The organism is Celeribacter naphthalenivorans, assembly GCF_020524585.1.
GTDB lineage: Bacteria > Pseudomonadota > Alphaproteobacteria > Rhodobacterales > Rhodobacteraceae > Celeribacter > Celeribacter naphthalenivorans.
The window spans coordinates 339,601-362,650 of sequence record NZ_JAIVLK010000005.1 but is presented as its reverse complement, the minus strand read 5'-3'; the positions used below and the strand labels follow the sequence as shown (position 1 = coordinate 362,650).

18 protein-coding genes are annotated in these 23,050 nt (G+C 61.5%); 9 read left to right on the top strand and 9 right to left on the bottom strand.

The genetic code is table 11. The features are described 5' to 3' along the window. Positions 1-54: 54 nt before the first annotated feature. The gene (locus tag LC094_RS13355) at positions 55-1,500 is read right to left on the bottom strand and encodes a divergent polysaccharide deacetylase family protein (protein WP_226553284.1); all 1,446 of its coding nucleotides are present in this window, start codon (positions 1,498-1,500) and stop codon (positions 55-57) included. Between the two features lie 308 nt (positions 1,501-1,808). Between LC094_RS13355 and LC094_RS13350 the strand changes: the two genes are divergently transcribed. Continuing rightward, a complete protein-coding gene (locus tag LC094_RS13350; RefSeq protein WP_226553283.1) occupies positions 1,809-2,396 on the top strand; it encodes an anthranilate synthase component II in 588 nt (195 codons plus the stop codon). After that, on the top strand, positions 2,393-3,409 hold the full coding sequence (gene trpD / locus LC094_RS13345; RefSeq protein ID WP_226553282.1) for an anthranilate phosphoribosyltransferase: 1,017 nt from the start codon (positions 2,393-2,395) through the stop codon (positions 3,407-3,409). The genes LC094_RS13350 and trpD overlap by 4 nt, the downstream gene beginning before the upstream one ends. 147 nt (positions 3,410-3,556) lie before the next feature. Here trpD and LC094_RS13340 read toward each other — a convergent pair whose 3' ends face one another. From LC094_RS13340 to LC094_RS13315, 6 genes are all read right to left on the bottom strand, one after another. After that, positions 3,557-4,951: a TRAP transporter large permease gene (locus tag LC094_RS13340; RefSeq protein WP_226553281.1), complete on the bottom strand. Its 1,395-nt coding sequence runs from the start codon at positions 4,949-4,951 to the stop codon at positions 3,557-3,559. 5 nt (positions 4,952-4,956) lie between these two features. Next, the gene (locus LC094_RS13335) at positions 4,957-5,646 is read right to left on the bottom strand and encodes a TRAP transporter small permease (RefSeq protein ID WP_226553280.1); all 690 of its coding nucleotides are present in this window, start codon (positions 5,644-5,646) and stop codon (positions 4,957-4,959) included. 115 nt (positions 5,647-5,761) lie between these two features. Beyond that, entirely contained in the window at positions 5,762-6,763 is a 1,002-nt protein-coding gene (locus LC094_RS13330; protein WP_226553279.1) for a DctP family TRAP transporter solute-binding subunit, read from the bottom strand. A 280-nt stretch (positions 6,764-7,043) separates the two neighbouring features. Then, complete coding sequence (locus tag LC094_RS13325; protein WP_264186488.1) at positions 7,044-8,045, bottom strand: DctP family TRAP transporter solute-binding subunit; 1,002 nt, start codon at positions 8,043-8,045, stop codon at positions 7,044-7,046. Positions 8,046-8,195: 150 nt separating this feature from the next. Next, positions 8,196-9,425 (bottom strand): sigma-54-dependent transcriptional regulator, encoded by a 1,230-nt coding sequence (locus LC094_RS13320; protein ID WP_226553278.1) that lies wholly within the window; start codon positions 9,423-9,425, stop codon positions 8,196-8,198. Next, the gene (locus tag LC094_RS13315) at positions 9,412-11,223 is read right to left on the bottom strand and encodes a sensor histidine kinase (protein WP_226553277.1); all 1,812 of its coding nucleotides are present in this window, start codon (positions 11,221-11,223) and stop codon (positions 9,412-9,414) included. Before LC094_RS13315 ends, LC094_RS13320 begins: the two co-directional genes overlap by 14 nt. Positions 11,224-11,283: 60 nt before the next feature. Here LC094_RS13315 and LC094_RS13310 point away from each other — a divergent pair, with 60 nt between their 5' ends. Then, positions 11,284-12,465, top strand: a complete 1,182-nt coding sequence (locus LC094_RS13310; protein ID WP_226553276.1) for a cytochrome P450 — start codon at positions 11,284-11,286, stop codon at positions 12,463-12,465. A gap of 228 nt (positions 12,466-12,693) precedes the next feature. Here LC094_RS13310 and LC094_RS13305 read toward each other — a convergent pair whose 3' ends face one another. Next, positions 12,694-13,731 (bottom strand): MBL fold metallo-hydrolase, encoded by a 1,038-nt coding sequence (locus LC094_RS13305; RefSeq protein WP_226553275.1) that lies wholly within the window; start codon positions 13,729-13,731, stop codon positions 12,694-12,696. Positions 13,732-13,945: 214 nt separating this feature from the next. Between LC094_RS13305 and trpC the strand changes: the two genes are divergently transcribed. The 4 genes from trpC (at position 13,946) to lexA (ending at position 17,616) form a co-directional block, all read left to right on the top strand. Further along, positions 13,946-14,746, top strand: coding sequence for an indole-3-glycerol phosphate synthase TrpC (trpC, locus tag LC094_RS13300; protein WP_226553274.1), 801 nt, complete (start codon positions 13,946-13,948; stop codon positions 14,744-14,746). Next, positions 14,746-15,222, top strand: a complete 477-nt coding sequence (gene moaC, locus LC094_RS13295) for a cyclic pyranopterin monophosphate synthase MoaC (protein WP_226553273.1) — start codon at positions 14,746-14,748, stop codon at positions 15,220-15,222. Before trpC ends, moaC begins: the two co-directional genes overlap by 1 nt. Before the next feature lies 1 nt (position 15,223). After that, a complete protein-coding gene (locus tag LC094_RS13290) occupies positions 15,224-16,396 on the top strand; it encodes a molybdopterin molybdotransferase MoeA (protein ID WP_226553272.1) in 1,173 nt (390 codons plus the stop codon). A 494-nt stretch (positions 16,397-16,890) separates the two neighbouring features. Then, positions 16,891-17,616 (top strand): transcriptional repressor LexA, encoded by a 726-nt coding sequence (gene lexA / locus LC094_RS13285; RefSeq protein ID WP_226553271.1) that lies wholly within the window; start codon positions 16,891-16,893, stop codon positions 17,614-17,616. Between the two features lie 57 nt (positions 17,617-17,673). Here lexA and LC094_RS13280 read toward each other — a convergent pair whose 3' ends face one another. Beyond that, the gene (locus LC094_RS13280; RefSeq protein ID WP_226553270.1) at positions 17,674-19,851 is read right to left on the bottom strand and encodes a ComEC/Rec2 family competence protein; all 2,178 of its coding nucleotides are present in this window, start codon (positions 19,849-19,851) and stop codon (positions 17,674-17,676) included. A gap of 81 nt (positions 19,852-19,932) precedes the next feature. Between LC094_RS13280 and gltX the strand changes: the two genes are divergently transcribed. Both gltX and gltA read left to right on the top strand, forming a co-directional pair. Continuing rightward, complete coding sequence (gene gltX / locus LC094_RS13275; protein ID WP_226553269.1) at positions 19,933-21,375, top strand: glutamate--tRNA ligase; 1,443 nt, start codon at positions 19,933-19,935, stop codon at positions 21,373-21,375. A gap of 319 nt (positions 21,376-21,694) precedes the next feature. Further along, positions 21,695-22,990, top strand: a complete 1,296-nt coding sequence (gene gltA / locus LC094_RS13270) for a citrate synthase (protein ID WP_226553268.1) — start codon at positions 21,695-21,697, stop codon at positions 22,988-22,990. Positions 22,991-23,050: the final 60 nt, after the last annotated feature.

The window sequence follows — 23,050 nt, the reverse complement described above, 5'->3', positions numbered from 1 at the left end:
ATGTCGCACCCTGTCAAGCGCGGCGGGACTTCCCGCAGCGCAAAGCAGATCGGATCAAAGCTGCGAGCGGCTCAGGAGGTAGGACAGCGGCACCATGGTCACGGTCGCGGCGCGGTTGCCAAGCGACCATTCCGCCAGCGCCTGAATCGTATCGGGTTTCGAGCGCCCCAAAAGGATCACAGTCTTGCCTGTCCCGGCCTGAAACGCCGCCTGATCGAGGAAGCGTTTCATCGCCTCCACGTCTTGCGAGCGCCCGTCGAAATCGCGGAACACCAGCCCCGCAGGCGCTTTGACCCGCTGGGCTTCCTGTTCCAGCGCATTCAGCCCACGCGGGAAAGTCACAAGGCCCCGCCCACTTTCCTGCGCCGTCGCCACGACCTGTGCCGCGACCTGACGCGAGCTTTGGAAGGTGCCGGAGGGGACATCGAGGAACCCGATGGACACGGGCACCAGATTGGCGGCCTGCGTGAGCGTCACGGCGGCGTCTTGCGGTGTGGCGCCTTCGGGCAAAGACACCATGGAGAGAACTTCGAGCCCCTTATCCCGATACGACATCGCACGCTCGCCCGCCCGCGTCGCCAGCGCATCGACGGCAAAGGTCACCGGGAACGGCAAGTTCGAGAGCGCGGCATCCTCGGGCCCAAGCTGGGCAATATCGACGAGGATCACGCTCATCACCGGACCGGCGGGCGTTTGGTTGAAATCGGCGGAATAAGCCAAAAGCGCGGGCAGATCCTCGGCAACCACGACCGGCGCGCCAGTATCGGGGGCGGTGGAAATCGACGGCAGGCGCGAGGAGACACGGTTGTCCTGACGGTCGGTGAAAGACCCGACTTTTTGACCGGGAAGCGCCTCACCTTCGGAGGCATCCGGCGCGAGCGTATCGGCATCTGGTCCGGTGTCCAGCGTGGCCCCCGGAGCGGCCTCGATCCGCGCTGAATCCATGTCGAGTGGTCGTGGCATCTGAGGGGCGGCGGGCGTCTCGTCCACCCCCTCGGGCATGGCCGTCCCCGGCAAAACCTCCTCGGTGGTGGGCAGGCTGTCAGCTTCGCTGGCCTCGGGTGTCATGGCTTGCGGCGGGGTCAGGACCGGGCTGGTCTCCGGCGTCTCGACACCGTCCAGCGCCTCCTCCGTGTCAGGCGTCTGCGGCCCGGTCGGGGTTTCGATCTCGGGCGCCGTGGCGGCCTCTGTCGCGGCCTCAGGTGTCGCATCGGCTTCGGTCTCGGGCATGGCAACCTCGGGCTGCGCACCGGACCGGTCGGGCTCGGCGGCGGGGCTTTCGGCTGAGACGCCCGACGTGTCAGCGGCCTCCGGCGCCTCCGGGTGCGTCATCTCGGGTTCGGTCGGCTCACCTGTCATCTCAGGCGCCATCTCGACCTCCGCCTCAGCCGGTAGCGACGAGGTCACAGTCACCGGGGCCACAACCTCATTGGCCACCATCAGGATGCCGAACCCGACAATCGTGCCCCAGATCAACCCTGTGAGAATTCCGCGCCCCATTCGGTGCTCCTTCGCCTGCTCATTCGGACCATTGGCCCCTGTTGTCTCCGGGACGACCCGGATTTGCCCGATCATATGCCGGGCTGTGGTCAGTCTCAACGCCTAAGCCGTGCCACGCCGGATCAGTGTTTTTCCGATCACGCCACAAGAGCCCGTTCAACAGGGGCGTTCAATCAGATCAGACCCCGTCCGGCCTCTTGACCCTATGCGGCCCTTGTGAACATGTATAACCCGGCTTCAAGGCGGGATCATCCCCCTTTGAGGCTCATATCACCCCCTTGCGCAAACGCGCCGAAAGGATCGCCAAGATGCTGCTGCTGATCGATAATTACGACAGTTTCACCTATAATCTCGTCCATTATATCGGCGAGCTGGGGTGGCAAGCCAATGTGGTCCGCAACGACGCGTTGAACGTGCAGGAAGCCATGGCTCTGAAACCCTCCGGCATCGTGCTCTCGCCCGGGCCTTGCACGCCGAAAGAGGCGGGCATCTGTGTGCCGCTCATCCATGCCGCCGCCGACGCGGGCATTCCGCTCTTTGGCGTCTGTCTCGGGCATCAGTCCATCGGTGAGGCCTTTGGCGGCGATGTGGTCCGTTGTCATGAGATCGTCCACGGCAAAATGGGCGAGATTTACCACGAGGGCAAAGGCGTCTTTGCCGGTCTGCCCTCGCCGCTTCAGGGCACGCGCTATCACTCGCTGGTGGTGGATCGTGCCACCCTGCCCGACTGTCTCGAAGTCACAGCCGAGCTGAAAGACGGCACCATCATGGGCATGCGGCACAAAACCCTGCCGATCGAAGGCGTGCAATTCCACCCGGAAAGCATCCGGTCTGAACATGGCCACGACATGTTCAAAACCTTCCTGAGCCAGCTGAAAGAGGACGAACCGGCATGAGCGACGCGATGAAACCCCTGATTTTCGCCGCCTCCGAAGGCCCTCTGAGCCGTGCGCAGGCCGAACAGGCCTTTGAGCTTTTGTTCAAGGGCGAGGCCACGCCCGCGCAGATGGGCGGCCTTTTGATGGCGCTGCGGGCGCGCGGCGAAGCGGTCTCCGAATATGCCGCCGCCGCCAAGGTCATGCGCGATCACTGCATCCCGGTGAAAGCCCCCGAGGGCGCGATGGACATCGTCGGCACCGGCGGTGACGGACTTGGCACGCTCAATATCTCCACCGCCACCGCCTTTGTCGTCGCGGGCGCAGGCGTGCCGGTCGCCAAACACGGCAACCGCAACCTCTCGTCCAAATCGGGTGCTGCGGACGCCATGTCCGTCAACGGCATCAATGTCATGGTCGGCCAGGACGTGGTCGAAAAGGCGCTGGCCGAGATCGGCATCGGTTTCATGATGGCGCCGATGCACCACCCGGCGATGAAATACGTGGGTCCTGTGCGCGTCGAGCTGGGCTGCAAAACCATCTTCAACATCTTAGGCCCGCTGACCAATCCGGCGGGTGTCAAACGCCAGCTCACCGGCGCCTTCGCCCCCGATCTGATCTGGCCGATGGCCGAGGTGCTCCAGATGCTCGGCTCCGAAAAGGCTTGGCTGGTCTACGGTCACGAGGGCATGGACGAAGTGTCGATCACCGGCGCGACCTCTGTGGCGGCTCTGGAGAATGGTGACATCCGCTCGATGGAACTTCACCCCGAGGACGCAGGCCTTCCGGTGCATCCGCTCAAGGACATCCTCGGCGGCACGCCCGAAGAGAACGGCAAGGCGCTGCGAAACCTGATGAAAGGCGAGACCGGCGCTTACCGTGACGCCGTTCTAATGAACGCCGCCGCCGCTTTGGTGGTCGCGGACAAGGCCGCCACCCTCAAAGAAGGCGTCGAGATCGCCTCTGAAAGCATCGCCTCCGGTGAAGCGCTCAAGAAACTCGACGCGCTGGCAGCTCTGACCTCAAACGCCTGAGTTTCCTTTGCTGTCAAAATACTCATCAAGACACTGGCGGCGCGTCCACTCAACAGGGCGCGCCGTTTTTATTTGAGTATTTCCCGCACAAAGGAGACGCAAAAAGGGGCCCGAAGGCCCCTTTTCTTTCACGTATCGAACATGTCGTCAGTTCGTGATGATCTCCGGCCCCATCAAGGTCGTGGGCAGATAGGTCGAGATCGCTGGCACATAGGTGACAAGGATCAGGAAGACGAAGAGGATCGCGAGGAACGGCAGGGCGGCGCGGACCACGGCCATCATCGGCATCCCGGCAACGCCCGAGGTGACGAAGAGGTTGAGGCCCACAGGCGGCGTGATCATGCCGATCTCCATGTTCACCACCATGATGATGCCGAGGTGGATCGGATCGACGCCCAGTTCGATGGCAATCGGAAACACCAGCGGTGCGACGATCACGATGAGGCCCGAGGGTTCCATGAACTGGCCCCCGATCAAGAGGATCACGTTGACCATGATCAGGAACATGATCTTGCCGAAGCCCGCGGACAGCATGGCTTGCGCGATTTGCTGCGGGATTTGTTCGTCGGTCAGCACGTGTTTCAGGATCAGCGCGTTGGCGATGATGAACATCAGCATGATCGTCAGCTTGCCCGCATCGAACAGCGTGTGGCGAGTGTCCTTGTGGAAGAACGCCGTCACAAGCGCATGGGGTTTCGCCAGCAAGGAGGTCGGCCCGGTGCCATCGCGATCCGCCAGAGGGCCCATGTCGCGATAGACAAAGGACGCCACGAGGAAGGCGTAGATCGAGGCCACGGCGGCGGCTTCGGTCGGCGTGAAGATCGCGCCCGTCACCCCCGGCACACCGTAGATGCCGACCATGATGATGACGATGAGCATGAGGCCCCAGAAGGCTTCGCGGAAGGCGCGCCCGATCTCGCCCCAACCGGCCCAGTCGCCTTTCGGCAGTTTTTTGATCCGTGCGATCACGTAGATCGCCAGCATCAGCATGGTGCCCGCCAGAAGGCCAGGAATGACACCCGCGAGGAACATCCGACCAACGGAGACGTCAGTGGCGGAGGCATAGACCACCATCACGATGGAGGGCGGGATCAGGATGCCCAAGGTGCCTGCGTTGGCGATGACGCCGGCGGCGAAGTCCTTGGTATAGCCCATTTGGCGCATCGCGGCGATGACGATGGAGCCGATGGCAACCACGGTCGCGGGCGACGAGCCGGAAAGTGCGGCGAAGATCATACAGGCAAAAACGCCCGCAATCGCCAGACCGCCGTGAAAGTGACCGACGCAAGCGATGGCAAAGCGCACGATGCGTTTCGCCACGCCGCCTGTCGACATGAAAGACGACGCAAGGATGAAGAAAGGGATGGCCAGAAGCGTGTAGTGCCCAGCCATGGCTTGGTAGAGCGACTGCGCCACGGAGGCCAGCGAGGTGTCGGAGAACACCAGAAGGAAGATCATGGAGGAGAGACCGAGAGAGACCGCGATCGGCACACCGATCAGCAACAGGCCCACGACCATGACAAAGAGAAAGACGACATCCATTGGGGTTATTCCTCGTATTCGCCGTGCGCGACGCGCTCGACTTCGTCTTCGGCCTCGTGAGAGACGATCAGGGAGTGCTGTTTGCCTTGCAGAATGCGGATCGTGGCCTGCACCACGCGCAGAAGGATCAGCGCTGCCGAGAAGGGAATGATGACATAGGGCACCACGCGGGGCAGCTTGTCATAGCTGTCGCCATAGTTGATCGCGCCTTCGAGCCAGCGGAAAATCCCCAGCATCGGCACCTGATCGGTGACGTAGAACGCCCGGTCACGCACATTCTCGGTGAAGCCCAGCGGGAACCAGCGGCCTTCGGTCGGTTGCAACGCCGCAAAGGGCGCCCAGTAGTCCCAAGCGCCTTTCATCAACAGCCCGGCGTAGGCCAGACAGGCGATGGCGGAGATGATTGCCATGATCCGCTGACCGCGCGACGGCAGGATGTTGATCACCGCGTCGACGCCCAGATGCGAAGTCTTTTTGAACCCGTAGGAAATCCCCAAAAGCACGAGCCATGCGAAGAGGATCAGCACCACTTCGAGGCCCCAGATCAGGGAATGGTTGAACACGTAGCGCAGCACCACGTTGACGAAGGTGATGAGTGTCATCGCGCCAAGGATGAAGGCGATGATGTTCTCTTCGAGCCCGTCAAAGAACCGCGCTGTCGCCGTTTGCGGCTGATTGTCTTGATATTGTGTCATGATGAGTGACCCCTTTTGCCCCTCTGGCCCGCGCAGCGCGAGGCCCGTTCCCCCGAAAGGGTGCGGACAAGGCCCCGTCGTCCTGACAGGGCCCCGTCAATCGTATGAAACGCGCTTAATGTTTGGCGTTGATTTCTTGTGCGGCTGCGATGTTGTCGGCGCCCACGTCGCCCTCGAACTGGGCCCACACCGGTTTCATCACATCGACCCAAGCCTGACGCTGCTCATCGGTCAGCTCACGGATCACACCGCCCGCGTCCAGCACGGCCTGACGGTTGTCGGCGTCGACTTCTGCGATGGCAGCGTTCCGGTCGGCGGTGACTTCATTCATGATGGTGGCGAGCTGGTCGCGGATGTCGGCGTCGAGGCCTTCCCACCAGTCCACAGAGGTCACGACCATATAGTCGAGAAGCCCGTGGTTGGTCTCGGTGATGCCGTCCTGCACCTCAAAGAATTTCTGGCCGTAGATGTTGGACCAGGTGTTTTCCTGACCGTCCACAACGCCGGTTTGCAGCGCGCCGTAAACCTCGGAGAAGGCCATCGGCTGCGGGCTTGCTTTCAGCGCATTCATCTGCGCGACGAGCACGTCAGACGGCTGGACGCGGAACTTGAGACCCGCTGCGTCACCCGGCTCCAGAAGCGGTTTGTTGGCGGAGAATTGTTTCAGACCGTTGTGCCAGAAGCCAAGACCCAAAAGACCGCGACGCACCATGGCCTCTTTCATGTTCTGACCGGCCTCGGAGGATTGGAACTCTTCCACGGCGTCCATGTTTTTGAACATGAAGGGCAGATCGAAGATGCGGTAGACTTTGGAGAAGGTTTCGAATTTCGACAGCGACGGAGCCGCCATCTGGACGTCGCCCTGAAGCATGGCCTCGAGCACCTGATCGTCGTTGTAAAGCGTGGAGTTCGGGTAGACCTCGACACAGACCTTGCCGTCCATCTCGGCGTTCACGCGCTCCATGAACAGGTTGGCGGCGATGCCTTTCGGGTGCTTGTCGGTGTTGGTCACGTGGCTGAATTTGATCACCATTTCGCCGTCGTCGCAGGCGGCAAAAGCGGTGGTTGCGGTCACGGAAAGCGCAAGGGCGGTGGCAGCGGTTGCGAGAAATTTCATGGATGTCCTCCCTGACATGAAATCGAAATATCAGGCGCAGATCGGGACGGTTTGGCCCCGACGCGCTCTGAGGGAGAGAAAACAAAGCCCTTCACTTTGCATCAAGGGGAGGTGAAGAAATGTTGAAATTTTCTTGAAAATTGTTTTGTGTCAGAGTGTTGCAAGACAGAAGAAACGCATAGCGGCCATGCATCTCGTGCAAGTGTGCGATTTTCCGCACGCAAGAAAATTGCGCATGTGCGGAAAATCGCACAGATCGACTCAGAAGGCCGTCCTGCGATCAATGCCGCGCATTGATCTCCTGAGCTGCAGCAATGTTTTCGGCGCCGACCTCTTCTTCGAAGATCGCCCAGACGGGTTTCATCGCCTCGACCCAGGCCGCACGCTGGTCTTCGGTCAGTTCGCGCACCACACCACCGGCATCGAGGATGCCCTGTTTCGCCTCCATGTTTACACGCTCGGACTCGCCGTTACGGGCCACAGTCACCTCATGCAGGATGGTGCCGAATTGCGTGCGCACATCCTCGGGCAGGCTGTCCCACCAATCGACCGAGGTCACGACCATATAGTCAAGCAGCAGGTGGTTGGTTTCCGTCACCCCGTCCTGAACCTCAAAGAATTTCTGACCATAAATGTTGGAATAGGTGTTCTGCTGGCCGTCGACCACGCCAGTCTGCAGCGCGCCATAGACCTCCGGGAAGGCCATCGGCTGCGGATTGGCCTTAAGCGCACGCATCTGTTCGATGATCACCTCGGCGGGCTGCACCCGCATTTTGAGACCTTCGAGGTCCTCCGGCATTTCAACCGGACGGTCCGCCGTGATCTGTTTCAGCCCATTGTGCCAGAACTCCAGCCCCAAAAGGCCGCGCCGCGCCATGCCCTCTTTCATCGCTTGCCCGGTCTCCGAGTTTTGGAACTCGTCGACAGCCTCGATGTTCTTGAACATGAAGGGCAGGTCGAAAATGCGGAATTGCTTGGTGAAGGTCTCAAACTTCGACAGACTCGGCGCGGCCAGTTGCACATCGCCTTGCAACATGGCTTCGAGCACCTGATCGTCATTGTAGAGCGTGGCGTTCGGATACATCTCCATACAGGCCTTGCCGTCCATCTCGGCATTCACCCTCTCCATCAACAGAGAGGCCGCGATGCCTTTCGGGTGTTTGTCCGTGTTGACGATATGGCTGAACTTGATGACGATCTCGCCCGGATCGCAAGCCGCAAAGGCCGTTCCGGCAGACGAAATGAGGGCGCTGGAAACCAGCGCGCAAGTCAGAAATTTCATGATGTACCTCCCAAAAGTCCACCCCGGATTGCTACCATCCGAGGTTGGCGACAGGTGACCGATTGCATCACACTGAAGCAAGGTATCAGGCGATACTTTTGCAGTTTGCAACATGCACCGCGATCAGGCTCAACGCAGTGGTGCCCCCCCTTACCGATACACCTCCGCCTTCACCCCATGCCGCGTCAGCTTGTCGTAGAAGGTCTTGCGCGGCAGTTTCAGGCCCTTCGCGGCCTCGGTGGCATTGCCGTGATGCCGTTGCAAAGCCGCAATCAAAAGCGAGCGCTCGACCTGCGCCAATTGTTCCGAGAGGCCCAGCTCCTCCTGCGCCTCGCCTTCCGTCAGCCCCATCGCAAAACGCATCGCCGCGTTCATCAGCGAGCGCGCGTTGCCCGGCCAGTCCTGCGCCAAGAGATTGGAAATCACCTCTGAGGTGATCTCCGGCACCGGCAGGTCGGATTGTTCGCAGGCGATGTTGACGTAGTGGCGGAACAGCACCGGGATGTCCTCGCGGCGCTCGCGCAGGGGCGGGATGCGGATCACGGCGGCCTCGAGCCGGTAGAAGAGATCGGGCGAAAACCGCCCCTCGCGGGCTGCGGCCCCGAGATCGGCATAGGTCCCGGCAATGAGGCGCGGGCGGTCGTGGGGTTCCAACTCTTCCAACAGCGCGAATTGCGCGGGCGACGACAGACCTGCGATCTCATCGAGAAACACAGACCCGCCTTTCGCGGCCGCGAAAGCCTGCGACAGGGTCTCGGCCGTCATGACGGAGGCCGGATATTTGACGAAAGGCGCCATCGAACCCGCGGACAAAAGATGCACGACCTCGGCCATTTTCGCGGTCCCCACCCCCGGCTCGCCGGTGACCAGAACATCGGCGGCAGAACGCGCCACCGCGCGGGCCTCTTCGCGCATGCGTTTCGACAGATCGGAAGAGCCGCGCAAGAGCCGCGCGGCGGCGTCGCCCTGTTCGACCTGTCGTTTGAGGCGGCGGTTTTCCAACACCAAAGAACGGGTCTTCAACGCCTTCTCGACCACGGCGATCAAATCCTTGGGCGCGCAGGGTTTTTCGAGAAAATCAAAGGCCCCTTCCGAGATGCCGCGCACCGCCATGGGCACATCGCCCTCACCGGTCAAGAGGATCACGGGGAGCTCCTGGTCCACGGATTGTGCATAGGCCAAAAGCGCGAAACCGTCCTTGCCCGGCATGCGAATGTCGGAGATCACCACGCCGGGAAAATCGCGCGAAATGTGGCCCTTGGCCTCGATATAGCTGCCCGCCAGCGTGGCCGTCAGGTCCGCGAGCTCAAGCGTCTGCCCCAAAGCCTCGCGCACGGAGGCGTCGTCATCGACCAAAAGCACGCGATCAATATGTGGCATCAAGGCTCTCCCCCGGTGTTTTCGGTTGCAGCTCACCCCGTTGGGCGGGCTGCAATTCTATGGTGAAGACGGCCCCGCCACCAGATCGGTTCTCGCCGCGAATACGCCCGCCAAAACTCTGCACAAGCCCGTAGGAAATCGACAGGCCAAGCCCCATGCCTTCCGAGGCGCCGACCTCTTTGGTGGTGTAGAACGGGTCAAAGATTTTCTCAGGCTCGGAAATGCCAGGGCCAGTGTCCGCGATGGTGAGGCGCGTCGGCTCGCCGGGAGTGAGGCGAATCTCGATGCGTTTGTCGTCCTCTTCCGTCTCAGAGGAGATCTTCATCGCATCGACCGCGTTGGACAGAAGGTTCATCACCACCTGCTGCAAGCGCACCTCGCCGCCGCGCACCCAGATCTGTTTCTCTGGCGTCCAGTCGAGCGTCACACCCGCGTTGGAGATTTTCGCCTGCGTCATCTCTAGCGCGGCCTCAATCACGCTGGTCAGTTCGACATCGGTGATCGTCTCGGGTTCTTGCCGGGCAAAGGCACGCAAGTTCTTGATAATACGCCCCATCCGGCGGGCAAGTTCGGAGATGCGGCCGAGATTGTCGGCGGCCTTCGCGGGGTTCTCGCGTTCCAGAAAGGCCTGGGCATTTTCGGCAAAGGATCGGATCGCCATCAAAGGCTGGTTCAGCTCATGGCTGATCCCCGCCGACATTTCGCCCAGCGCAGACAGCTTGCCGGCCTGCACCAAATCGGCCTGCGCGCGTTTGAGACGGGCTTCGGCCTCGTGACGCTCGTGGACCTCATGTTGCAACTCGCGGTTCGCCAATTCCAAGGCCTCGGTGCGGGCCGCGACACGGGCCTCCAGCCGCGCGTTGGCCTCCGCCAAGGTCCGCCGCCGCTCCATCGCGAAAAACAGAAAGGCCGCGAAGACCAGTGCGAGCGCCGAGGCCATCCCGGCTTGCAACCCCGCAATCCCAAGCACAGGGCGCAGGTCCATCAACAGCTCCGCCTCAAGCCCCACAACCGGCAAGGGCCGGGTCAGATGCAGCGCGGGCGACGGGATATAGGGCCCGGCCTCATGGCGCCAGAGGTCATGGCCGGAGACATTATATGTATGAGTGACGGGCAAAGGCCCGGCACTGCCTCCGCGCAGCACGAGTTCCGAGCGGTTGGACACAAAGACCACGCCATATTGATCGGTGAAATAGATCGCGGAGGCCTCCGTCGGCCAGCCCCATTCCAAGAGCCCGATGTCGACATTGACCACCACGGCGCCCTCTGCCGGACCGCCGGGAGAGAACACGGGGGCGGCGAAGACATAGCGCCTGCGGCCTTCGAGATCGACGAAATGCGCGACCCCCAAAGCGCCGTCCATCGCGCGCGTCACCGCGGCGCGGGTGCCTTTGGGCAGGCGGTCCTCTCCGGCGGCGGCCAAAAGCCCTCCGTCTCCGCCAACCACCATAAGAGAATGCGCGCCGGTCTTGTCAGCGAGCCCCTGCAACAGATCCGAGGTCGCTTGCCTCGGGCTTTCGCCCGGCGATTGCGCAAAGACCAGTGCCAGAACCGTCGGATGATCCGAGAGAAACACCGCCAACTCGCGATACCGTTGCAACCCCGTGGTCAAACGGTCGGCAGCCAACGCCAGATCGGAAGAGCCGCGCGCGCTGGCCTGATCCAATTCGGCGCGAACGCTCAAGGCAAAGACCACCAGCCCCAAGAGCGCCACGGCCAACACCCCGCCCAGCGCCCAGAACAGGCGATGGCGCAGGGACGCGGGGGTATCCTCCGGGAGAGCGGTCTTGGTCGTCATAAAAGAGAGAGTAGAAAACCCCGCTTGCAAATAAAAGCACTTCGCAGTCAAACAGGGGCTATGAAACGTTTTTCCTGCGCCCCGAACGATCCCGCCTTTGTCCAGAACCCCTACCCGTTTTACGACCGCTTGCGTGTGGGCGGCAAAATGGTGTTCTGGGAGGACCTCAATCTGCCGGTGATTGCGGGCTATGATGGGGTGTCGATGGCGCTTCGGGACAACCGCTTTGGCCGCGAGGCGCCGGAGGGATTCGCGCCCGACATTCCCGACCATCTGCGCGCCTTTTACGACATTGAAGATCACTCGATGCTCGAACTCGAAGGTGACAGGCACAAGCGGCTGCGGTCTCTGGTGCTGCGCGCCTTTACCTCGCGGCGAATCCGGGCGCTGGTGCCCGATCTCGAAGAGATCGTGAACGACCTGATGGATCGTTTTCCGGACGGCGCGTTCGACCTCATGCCCACGTTTGCCAAAATGGTGCCGGTGCGGATCATCTGTCGCCTTTTGGGCGTGCCAGAGGAGATGTCTGAGCAATTGCTCACCTGGTCCAACGCCATGGTCGCGGTCTACACGCCCAACCGCACGCGGCAGATCGAAGAGGCCGCCTCACAGGCCGCCACCGAGTTCTCAGATTTCATGCGCTCTTACGTCGAAACGCGCCGCTCGCAAGCGGCAGACGATCTGATCACCTCGCTGATCGCTGCGGAATCCGAGGGCGAGAAACTGACCACGGATGAGCTGATCACCACCTGTATCCTGCTGTTGAACGCGGGCCATGAGGCGACCGTGCACAGCCTTGGCCTTGCGGTAAAGACACTGTTGGAGCAGGAGACGCCGCGGGAATTTCTCTCAGACGAAAAGATCGACGGCACCATCGAGGAGCTTTTGCGCTATGACCCGCCGCTGCATCTGTTTCAGCGTTGGGTCTATGAGGACACGGTCTTTCTGGGCGAGGCGCTGAAACGCGGCGACAAGATCGGGCTTTTGCTGGCCGCTGCGGGCCGCGATGATGACACTTGGGACGATCCCAACCGGTTCGATCCGAGCCGCAAGGCAAAACAGAACGCCGCTTTCGGCGCGGGCATCCATTTCTGTGTCGGCGCGCCTTTGGCCCGTCTGGAGATGCGTGTCGCCCTGCCCCGGTTGTTCGAACGTTACCCCAATCTGCGCCTGACCGAGACGCCCAGATATGCCGACACCTGGCATTTCCATGGGCTGGCAAAGCTCATGGTCACGGCCTGAACTCCTGTAAAATAAAACGCAAAAAAACGCACCGAGACATACTCCCGGTGCGTCTTTGTTTTACCCTCTCTGGCCCTGGTCCGTGACCAGAAAGGGGCCTGATAAGTTGCCCGCTTTAAAGCGTTTTTCGTTTAATCTGAATCAGATTGAGCGAAAAACCTTGCCACACTGAATTGATATTGCTCCGTTTCTCAAAAATTGAGTGCCTCAAGTTTTTTGAGAAACGCTTTAGCGGTAGGAGAACATATACATGCCCACCAGTTCGGCGTTTTTCGGCGTGGCGTATTCAAAGCCGTAATACTCACCGTATTTCGGACGCAGCACGTTGGTGGCGTATTTGCCGATCTCTGCGATCCAGTTCGACAGATAGGCGGTGTGGGCGTTCAGCTCTTCGGGGTGCTCGAGACCTGCGCCCCACGGCACGTTGCCGAGCGCTTCGCCAACGGCGGCTTCGAGATCATCGAGGAAGGTCTGATAGAACTCCACATCGGCGCGCGAGCCGACGTTGCCGTGACCGCCCGACAGGTAGTCCCACTCCAGATCGCCAATGTGGTCGATCATGTCGGAATAGCCCATGTAGCCTTCGGCGCCCGCAAAGGACCAGAACGGCGGCTGATCCGGGTTGATCACGTCCGGCACATGCACGACGCCGGTGCCTTCGAGCACATAGATCGCGTGGTCATGGGCGTGGGCGGTCTCGGCGAAGGGCACGACGCGGACGGTCAAATCCTCGAAGGCAAAGCTGTTGACGTCCGGCGAGATCACCTCGGTCGGGCGCGGCAGGTTGGAGCCGGTCTCGTCCATCACATGCACGGTGGCCTCAGTCGCGATGACACGCGCATCCGGGAAGCTTTCCAACAGTTTGGCCGCATCGGCGATGTGGTCGGCGTGGTCGTGAGAATAGAGGATCGCGGTGATCGGCAGGTCGGTGACCTCAGCCACGGCGGCCTTAAGCGTGTCGGCGCTGCCTTCGAGCGCGTCGATCATAAACACGCCTTCGTCACCGACGTAAAAGATCGTGCCGTAGAACTGGTGCTGGTAGAAATACACCCGGTCCGTCAGCTTTTGCAGGATGTAGTCCTGAGAGACGTTTTTGTTGAAGAGGTTTTCGATTTTCTCGCCCGGCGCAAGGGCCTTTGTGGCGGATTCGGGCACATAGGTGGCGCCGACGGTCGAGGGGGCTTCCTGAACACCTTGTGCGAAAGAGGGCGTTGCCAGAGCAAAACCGAGCGCCAGAGCGGAGGTGAGCGTTTTGATGCGGAACATGGGTGATCTCCAAGCTGTATTTCGTAACGTTTACAAGTGGTTGCGAAAGGTCTGCGGTATTGCGCCCCTTCGATGACCAGAGATTACGAAACCGCCACTGACAACAAAATGATCTTATTGTTGAATGACTACCCTCAAAATGTTCTCAATAATTCCCGCGCCGCCGCGCCTCTGCCGTCTTCCCTTAGTCCGCGCCGCCCTGTATCACAGGCGCATGTCCAATGTTCTCGATAAAATCAAAGCCTATAAGCTCGAAGAAGTCGCCGCCGCCAAAGCCGCCGTGGCGCTTTCCGACCTTGAGGCGCAGGCCGCCGAGCAAAGCCCCACGCGAGGCTTTGCCACCGCATTGCAATCCGCTGCGCAAACCGGCTACGGCCTGATCGCGGAGGTCAAAAAGGCCTCCCCGTCAAAGGGCCTCATCCGCCCGGATTTCAACCCGCCCGCCATCGCCCGCGCCTATGAGGCCGGTGGTGCGACGTGCTTGTCCGTCCTGACCGACACGCCGTCGTTCCAAGGCTCGCCGGAGTTTTTGAAACAGGCCCGCGCCGAGGTCTCGCTTCCGGTGCTGCGCAAGGACTTCATGTATGACACCTATCAGGTGGCCGAGGCCCGCGCTTGGGGTGCCGACGCGATCCTGATCATCATGGCCTCCGTCGAGGACGCGCTGGCCGCCGAGCTGGAAGATGCGGCCTTTGGCTATGGCATAGATGTGCTGATCGAGGTGCATGATGCCGAGGAGTTGGAGCGCGCTCTGAAGCTCAAATCCCCGCTGCTGGGCGTCAACAACCGCAATCTGAAGACCTTCGAGACCACGCTCGACACCACGCGCGAGCTGTCGAAACTGTCGCCAGCGGATCGGACTCTGGTGTGCGAAAGCGGGCTGTTCACGCCCGAAGATCTCGCCGATATGGCCGACTATGGCGCGCGGTGCTTCCTCATCGGCGAAAGCCTGATGCGCCAAGACGATGTCGAGGCCGCGACCAAGGCCCTGCTCGCCAATCCGGTGCCAGCCTGATGGCGGAGCTCACGCATTTCGACGGGGACGGCAACGCCCATATGGTCGATGTCTCCGGCAAAGCCGTCACCGACCGCCTCGCCACCGCCGAGAGCGCCGTGAAGATGACGCCGGAAACGCTGGCGCTCGTCACCGAAGGCACGGCGAAAAAGGGCGATGTTCTGGGCGTCGCGCGGCTCGCGGGCATCATGGGCGCGAAACGCACCTCCGATCTGATCCCGCTGTGCCACCCGCTGCCGATCACCAAGGTGACGCTCGATCTCGAACCGGACGCCACCTTGCCGGGCATTCGCATTCGCGCCACCGTCAAGACCTCTGGTCAGACGGGTGTCGAGATGGAGGCGCTCACCGCCGCCAGTGTCGCAGCACTCACCGTCTATGACATGCTCAAAGCCGCCGAAAAGGGCATGGAGATCGTCCACACCCGTCTGTTGCGCAAAGAAGGCGGCAAATCCGGCATCTACGAAAGAGACTGACATGATTTCCGTTCAGGACGCCCTCGCGCATTTGTTTGCGCTTTGCACGCCATTGGACCGCGAGACCGTGCCTTTGCGCGCGGCCTCTGGCCGGGTTCTGGCGGAGACCGCGATGGCCCGTCTGGTGCAGCCGCCTTTCGATGCCTCCGCGATGGACGGCTATGCGGTGCGCGATGCCGATACCACCGCGGGCGCGGGTTTTGAGGTGATCGGTGAAAGCGCCGCCGGACATGGGTTTTCCGGCACGGTAAGCCAAGGCACCGCCGTGCGGATTTTCACCGGTGCCCCCCTGCCCGCAGGCGCAGATCGCGTGATCATCCAAGAGGACGTCAGCCGCGACGGCGACCGCATCACGCTCACCTGCACGCCCTCTGACAATCGCAACATCCGCCCCGCTGGCAATGATTTCAGCCCCACCGATGGCCTCACCGCCCCCCGCCGCCTCTCACCGCAGGATGTCGCGCTTTTGGCCGCGATGAACCATGCCGAGGTCTCCGTCGGGCGTCGTCCCGTGGTGGCGATCATCTCGACGGGTGATGAACTGGTGCTGCCCGGCGAAACACCCGGCCCCTCGCAAATCATCGCTTCCAACGCGTTCGGATTGGCCGCCATGGTCGAGCAAGCGGGCGGCATCGCACGGATGTTGCCAATCGCCCCCGATGACATGACCCTGCTGCGCGCGACTTTTGAGATGGCGATGGAGGCGGATGTGATCGTCTCGATCGGCGGCGCCTCGGTGGGCGATCACGATCTGGTCGGCAAGGTGGTCGAAGAGCTGGGCATGGAGCGCGCCTTTTACAAAGTCGCCATGCGCCCCGGCAAACCTCTGATGGCCGGACGTCTGGGCGACACCGTGATGCTGGGCCTGCCCGGCAATCCGGTCTCCGCGATGATCACCGCGCGTCTGTTCATGCTGCCCGTGCTTGACGCGCTGCAAGGTCTGCCGCCCCAAGCCGCGCCGCGCCAGAACGCCGTACTGTTGCAGCCCGTGACCGAGAACGGCCCGCGCGAACATTACATGCGCGCCATTTTGACAGCAGAGGGTGTTCAGCCCTTCGCGCGTCAGGACAGCTCGCTTCTGTCGATCCTTTCTAACGCCAACGCGCTTTTGGTGCGTCCACCGCATGATCCGGCGCGTGAAGCAGGCGAAACGGTCGATGTGATCCGGCTCTGAGCCCCACAGTGTTGCTCGATTGCTTGCTCAAGGACGGGCGTGGATATTTCTACGCCCGCGCCTGCACCCTTTAACCTTGCCTTAACCAACTTCCCACCAAGCTCAGCGCACCGCCAAAACGGCGCATGCGCAACGACACCCTTAAGGGGCGGGTTGAGGGACAGGTTGGATTAGGGACTCGGCAATTGACACAATACGAGAACAGCGGTAGAACATTATCAGAACAAAGAGCAAAACCCATCTGGGGTTTGACCCATTCCGGCGGCCCCGTGCGGTTTCGTCGCGCAAGCGACGAGGTGCAGGACCGGCCAAACGGGCATGTGGTGACGGGCGGACCGTTGAAAATGCGGCTATCGGGGGCGATTCCTCCCGTGCCTGTGCATTGGGTGGCCTCAGATCGCCAGCGCGCCCATCCGCAAACCGGGGGTCAGACACCGATTGCAGTGCAAAACTCCCCCGCGACACAAAGCCGGGGCGACAAGAGGAACGAGCCGATGCTGACGAAAAAACAACTCCAGCTTTTGGAGTTCATCAACACACGGATGCAGCGTGACGGGGTGCCGCCGTCTTTCGACGAAATGAAAGAGGCGCTCGATCTGCGCTCCAAATCCGGCATTCACCGACTGATCACCGCGCTCGAAGAACGCGGGTTTATCCGGCGTCTCGCGCATCGTGCACGCGCCATCGAAATCGTGAAGCTGCCCGAAAGCCTCGGCGGCGTGCCCTCTGCACCAACCGCTGGTGGGGCTTCCGGCGGCTTTAGCCCGCGTGTCATCGACGGCGACCGCCCGGACGCGCCCCCGCCCGCAGCCGCGCTCGATATCGAGACCGTCACCGCGATCAACCTGCCGATCATGGGCAAGATCGCCGCTGGTGTGCCGATCGAAGCCGTCTCCGATGGAGCCGTGAACGTTGCCGTTCCGGGATCAATGCTTTCAGGGCGCGGCAATCACTATGCGCTTGAGGTCAAGGGCGAATCCATGATCGAAGCCGGGATCAACCACGGCGACATCGTGGTCATTCGCGAAACCAGCCAGGCCAAAGACGGTGACATCGTCGTCGCCATGGTCGAAGGCTATGAAACCACGCTGAAACGCTACAAGCGCCAAGGCGATATGATCGCGCTCGAGGCCGCCAACCCGGCGTTTGAGACCCGCGTATTGCCTGCGGATATGGTCGAGGTTCAGGGCAAGCTGGTCGGTTTGATCCGCAGCTACTGACACACCTCAATGAGTTCGCTCGGAAAGCGCCGCACATTCCCGTGCGGTGCTTTTCTTTTAGCGCGTGGCAAATGCGAAGCGCGTCGCTTGCGCGTCAGTCTGACCGAACCGCAGCCCCATGGCGGCGGGCGCGCGGTCGGCGCGGGCCACCCGCGCCGTCACGCCCCACGCGCCCCGCAAATCTGGCGTGTTCCAATAGCGCACACCGGAGGCGGCATAGGCGGTGATCAGACGCACCTCGCCGCCTGCCTCACTCAGCGCCAAAGCCCCGCTTTGCCGCAGGAATCCGAGATCGACCAGAAGACAACCTTTTGGCATCTCCTCTTCCCAAAACTTGTTGACGATCACGACATCCGCAAGCCCGCAAACCTCTCGCGCGACGTCTTGCCAACCACGCCCCGTGACCTGCGCCACATGCACCGGCCCGACATCCAAAGGCGGCATATGACGCGCGGCGGCCATGGCCTGATCCGGGACATCGCCGTCGTTTTCAAGCCAAACGGTGGCGGCGAACCCTGCCCCCTTGGGCTTGGAAAGCGCACGGCCCTCAGCCGTCATGCGACCAACCAGAGAGCCATCATCAGAAATCAAAAGCGCGGGCCTCTCATGCGTCGCCCAGAGCAGGAACCCCGCGAAAACCGGAAAAAGCCCGAGATTTTGCCAGCGCCCGCGCCACAAAATGACGAACAAAGCGCCCAAGGCGATGAGCGGCAAAGTGGCGGGCGGCGGCGAAACGATGCGACTCACGGCGCCGTCCCAGGACGAAACGGTTTCTGCGACAAAGAGAATCCAGCGAATGCCCAGGCCCATGACGGACAAGGCAATGCCCTGAAGCCCCAAGGGCGTGAGCAGCACGGCCACGATGGCGGCGGGCATGACGAGCGCGCCCATGATCGGCACGGCGGTGACATTGGCGATCAGGCCGAAATCCGCGATCCGATTGAAATGCGCGGCGGCGACTGGCGCCGTGGCGATGCCCGCAACGGCGGAGGACAGGATGACCGTGGCAATCCCTCTGAGCCAGTTCGGCCAGCGCCCCATGAGATGCATCCGCCGCACGATGGTGAAGACGGCGACGAGAGCCGTGGTGGCGGCGAAGGACATCTGGAAACCGGGCTCGGGGAGGACTTCGGGTTGCAGCACCAAAAGGATGAGCGCGGCGATGGCGACGGCGCGCAAGGAAATGGCCTGACGGTCCAAAAGCACAGCCACGAGCATGACGGAGACCATGACAAAGGCGCGCTCGGTTGCGACGTTGAAACCGGACAAAGCGAGGTAGAAGGCCCCCGCAGCCAGCGCGCCGCCCGCCGCGAGTTTCTTGAGGGGCCATTTGAGCGCGGCACCGGGGATCAGTGCCAGCATAAGCCGCAGCGCAAAGAACACGGCGCCAGTCAAAAGCCCCATGTGCAGGCCCGAAATGGCGAGAAGATGAGAGAGGTTCGCGCCCCTGAGATGCTCGGCGGTCTCTTGCGAAATGCCGGAGCGGTCTCCCGTAAGGATGGCGGCAGCAAAGGCGCCGGTCTCGCCGGGGAGCTGAGATTGCAGCGCGATTGAGAGCGTCTGGCGCAGGCGATGCACCCACAAAAGCGGCGAGGGATCGACCTCGGCGGCGCGCAGGACGGGCGTGCGGGTGTAGCCCACCGCGCCCAGACGGTCGAACCAGGCCATGCGCTGAAAATCGAAGCCGCCGGGTTCCGTGGGTCCGGGCGGCGGCGAGAGATGCGCCGTCATGGCGAGGCGCAACCCCGGCTCGGGTGTCACGAAATCTTGCGAACCATGGAGTGAGACGCGGACCCGTGCAGGAGTGCGCGAGGGCGAGAAATCGCGCAGGGTGACTTGGTCGAGCGTGAGGCGCAGGGCGTCGGAGGCGGAGCGATCGATCTTGATCACCCGACCCTCGACGGGGCCGTAATAGCGGAACGTGAGGACAGGTTCGGCCACCAGTTGCGTGCGCAGACCGGCGGAGAGAAAGCCCAAGGTGACGGCCAATGCCGCGACCAATAAGGGCGCCACGCGTGGCGGTATCTTGAGCAGGAGCAGCCCCGCCAAAAGGCTCAACCCGGCGAGTGTCCAAAGGAACATGCGCGAGGGTTCCAGCGACTGGGCAAAGAACAGCCCCACGCCCGTGCCGAAACACACGGGCAGCCACAGGAACAACCGCCCGTGCTGTCCATCGACGATGTCGAGGGGGATCTGTGCCAGTCTTGTGTGACTCGGTCTCGTGAGGGCGCGCACCCTTGTTTCCCCTTCCGCCTTCGCTTATGCCCGGTGACGAAAATCATCTGCCAACATGGTTACTAAAGGGTTAATTTCCCCATGTCCGAAGCCGCTTCCCAAACGCCCGTCGTCACCCGCATCGCCCCCTCGCCCACCGGCGACATGCACATCGGCACCGCCCGCACGGCGCTGTTCTCCTGGCTCTATGCCCGCGGTCGCGGCGGCAAGTTCCTTTTGCGGATCGAAGACACCGACCGCGCGCGCTCGACGCCCGAGGCGACGCAGGGGATTCTCGATGGCATGGCTTGGCTTGGGCTGGATTACGACGGCGAGGCGGTGAGCCAGTTCGAACGCGCCGAGCGTCACGCCGAGGTGGCCCGCGAGATGTTGGCGAACGGCAAGGCCTACAAATGCTTTGCCACGCAAGACGAGATCGAAGCCTTCCGCGAAGCGGCCCGCGCCAAGAAGGAAAGCACGCTCTATCGCTCGCCCTGGCGCGATGCGGACCCGTCGTCCTACCCGGACGCCCCCTATGTGATCCGCGTCAAGGCGCCGCGCGACGGCGCGACCGTGGTGGCGGACAAAGTGCAAGGTGACGTGACGTTCCAAAACGATCAGCTCGATGACATGATCCTGTTACGCTCGGATGGCACACCGACCTACATGCTGGCTGTTGTTGTCGATGACCATGATATGGGCGTGACCCATGTGATCCGGGGCGATGACCACCTGGCCAATGCCGCACGCCAAATGACGATCTATGAGGCGATGGGCTGGCCGCTGCCGGTTTACGCGCATATTCCGCTGATTTTCGGGCCAGACGGTAAGAAAATGTCGAAACGTCACGGCGCGGTCGGCGTGAAGGAATATCAGGCCATGGGCTATCCGGCCTCTGGCATGCGCAACTATCTGGCGCGTTTGGGCTGGTCCCATGGCGATGACGAATTCTTCACCGATGCGCAGGCGATGGAATGGTTCGATCTCGATGGAATCAACAAGGCCCCTGCCCGATTTGACACCAAGAAACTCGAGAATATCTGTGGTCAGCATATCGCAATTCTGGCGGACGATGAAATCTTGAGCGAAATCGATGGTTACCTTGCGGCCTCGGGGTCGGATGCGCTGCGTCCGGAGCAAAAATCGCGTCTTTCCGAGTCCCTTTCCTTCCTGAAAGGATCGGCCAAAACCTACCCGCAACTCATTGAAAAAGCACAATTTGCACTGGTGTCCCGTCCCTTGGACATGGATGAGAAAGCGCAAAAACAAGTGGTTTCTGTATCCAACGGTATACTGGAAGAATTGACGCCGCACCTGCAAAATGCTAGCTGGGAGCGCAACGCATTGGAGGAGGCGGTTGGCCGCGTGATGGAGACGCTGGAGCTTGGGTTCGGGAAAGTCGCCGGGCCTTTGAGATCCGCCCTCGCAGGTCGCGCAGTCACGCCCAGCGTCCTCGATATGATGTTGGTCCTCGGCAGAGACGAAACCCTGGCGCGGATCGACGATTTCCGGGCTTTGATTTCAGAGCAGGAAACGCAGGAATAAAGGTCGAGGTCGCGCAACCGACTTTGCCAAAGCGATAGTACCGAGATCGGTCACGGGCACAGGTTCGGGCCGGCGCGTCCTCAACGGCGCGGGGTGAGACATTCTGACCGAAACGATTGCGTTTCGGGACGGGCCATTAAGGGTCCGGGGTGGACGCGATGCGCGAACGATGCCCCGGCCCCGCGGCCAGATCAGGACCCAGATACGGGTCCAAAGCCCAAAGGATGTCCGGGATATGCCCGGGCGCCCGCCAGACCACCAGCGACCGCATCGCGCATTGATCGCGATGGAGGCACCGCTGACAACCGAAGGAACGACGATGGCAGATACTCAGAAAACCGCGACCCTTACGCTTGACGGACAGACCTACGATCTTCCCGTTTATTCCCCCACTGCGGGGCCGGATGTTCTTGATATCCGTAAGCTTTATGGCCAGGCGAATGTATTCACCTACGACCCGGGCTTCACCTCCACCGCCGCCTGTGAAAGCGCAATCACCTTTATCGATGGCGGCGAAGGCGTGCTTTTGCACCGTGGCTACACCATCGGAGATCTGGCCGAGAAATCGCATTTCCTCGAGGTTTGCTACCTGCTGCTCTACGGGGAACTGCCGACCGCCGCTGAAATGGAGAAATTCGAGACCACCGTGACCCATCACACGATGGTGCACGAGCAGATGCTCAAATTCTTCACCGGTTTCCGTCGTGACGCCCACCCGATGGCGATCATGGTCGGTGTGGTTGGCGCCATGTCCGCTTTCTACCACGATTCCATCGACATTTCGGACGCGCATCAGCGCGAAGTGGCGACCATCCGCCTGATCGCGAAAATGCCGACGATCGCCGCGATGGCCTATAAATACACCATCGGTCAGCCCTTCGTGTATCCGCGCAACAACCTCGACTACGCGTCGAACTTCCTCAACATGTGTTTCTCCGTTCCGGCAGAAGACTATGAGGTCAACCCGATCCTGTCGCGCGCCATGGACCGTATCTTCACGCTCCATGCCGACCATGAACAGAACGCCTCCACCTCGACCGTGCGTCTGGCATCAAGCTCGGGCGCCAACCCGTTCGCCTGTATCGCCGCTGGTATCGCCTGTCTCTGGGGTCCGGCACACGGTGGTGCGAACCAAGCCTGTCTCGAGATGCTGCGTGAAATCGGTTCTGTGGATCGCATCCCGGAATTCATCGCCCGCGCGAAAGACAAGAACGATCCGTTCCGTCTGATGGGCTTCGGCCACCGCGTTTACAAGAACTTCGACCCGCGCGCGACCGTGATGAAACAGTCCGCCGACGAGGTGCTTGAGCTTCTCGGCGTGGAAAACAACCCGACGCTGCAGGTCGCCAAAGAGCTTGAGAAACAAGCGCTGGCCGATCCGTATTTCGCGGAGAAGAAACTCTTCCCGAACGTCGACTTCTATTCCGGCATCATCCTGGAGGCCATGGGCTTCCCGACCTCGATGTTCACCCCGATCTTTGCCCTGTCGCGCACAGTCGGCTGGATCTCCCAGTGGAAAGAGCAGATCGAGGATCCGGGCATGAAAATCGGCCGTCCGCGTCAGCTCTACACCGGCGCAACCGAACGTCCCTATGTGAATGTCGAAGACCGCTAAGTCGTTCTCGATATTTTAGAAAATCCGAAACCCGCCTCTTTTGAGGCGGGTTTTTCTTTG

Excerpts from the sequence above, each read along its gene's own strand:
- LC094_RS13355 (WP_226553284.1), bottom strand. The coding sequence starts at position 1,500 with ATGGGGCGCGGAATTCTCACAGGGTTGATCTGGGGCACGATTGTCGGG.
- LC094_RS13350 (WP_226553283.1), top strand. The coding sequence starts at position 1,809 with ATGCTGCTGCTGATCGATAATTACGACAGTTTCACCTATAATCTCGTC.
- trpD (WP_226553282.1), top strand. The coding sequence starts at position 2,393 with ATGAGCGACGCGATGAAACCCCTGATTTTCGCCGCCTCCGAAGGCCCT.
- LC094_RS13340 (WP_226553281.1), bottom strand. The coding sequence starts at position 4,951 with ATGGATGTCGTCTTTCTCTTTGTCATGGTCGTGGGCCTGTTGCTGATC.
- LC094_RS13335 (WP_226553280.1), bottom strand. The coding sequence starts at position 5,646 with ATGACACAATATCAAGACAATCAGCCGCAAACGGCGACAGCGCGGTTC.
- LC094_RS13330 (WP_226553279.1), bottom strand. The coding sequence starts at position 6,763 with ATGAAATTTCTCGCAACCGCTGCCACCGCCCTTGCGCTTTCCGTGACC.
- LC094_RS13325 (WP_264186488.1), bottom strand. The coding sequence starts at position 8,045 with ATGAAATTTCTGACTTGCGCGCTGGTTTCCAGCGCCCTCATTTCGTCT.
- LC094_RS13320 (WP_226553278.1), bottom strand. The coding sequence starts at position 9,425 with ATGCCACATATTGATCGCGTGCTTTTGGTCGATGACGACGCCTCCGTG.
- LC094_RS13315 (WP_226553277.1), bottom strand. The coding sequence starts at position 11,223 with ATGACGACCAAGACCGCTCTCCCGGAGGATACCCCCGCGTCCCTGCGC.
- LC094_RS13310 (WP_226553276.1), top strand. The coding sequence starts at position 11,284 with ATGAAACGTTTTTCCTGCGCCCCGAACGATCCCGCCTTTGTCCAGAAC.
- LC094_RS13305 (WP_226553275.1), bottom strand. The coding sequence starts at position 13,731 with ATGTTCCGCATCAAAACGCTCACCTCCGCTCTGGCGCTCGGTTTTGCT.
- trpC (WP_226553274.1), top strand. The coding sequence starts at position 13,946 with ATGTCCAATGTTCTCGATAAAATCAAAGCCTATAAGCTCGAAGAAGTC.
- moaC (WP_226553273.1), top strand. The coding sequence starts at position 14,746 with ATGGCGGAGCTCACGCATTTCGACGGGGACGGCAACGCCCATATGGTC.
- LC094_RS13290 (WP_226553272.1), top strand. The coding sequence starts at position 15,224 with ATGATTTCCGTTCAGGACGCCCTCGCGCATTTGTTTGCGCTTTGCACG.
- lexA (WP_226553271.1), top strand. The coding sequence starts at position 16,891 with ATGCTGACGAAAAAACAACTCCAGCTTTTGGAGTTCATCAACACACGG.
- gltX (WP_226553269.1), top strand. The coding sequence starts at position 19,933 with ATGTCCGAAGCCGCTTCCCAAACGCCCGTCGTCACCCGCATCGCCCCC.
- gltA (WP_226553268.1), top strand. The coding sequence starts at position 21,695 with ATGGCAGATACTCAGAAAACCGCGACCCTTACGCTTGACGGACAGACC.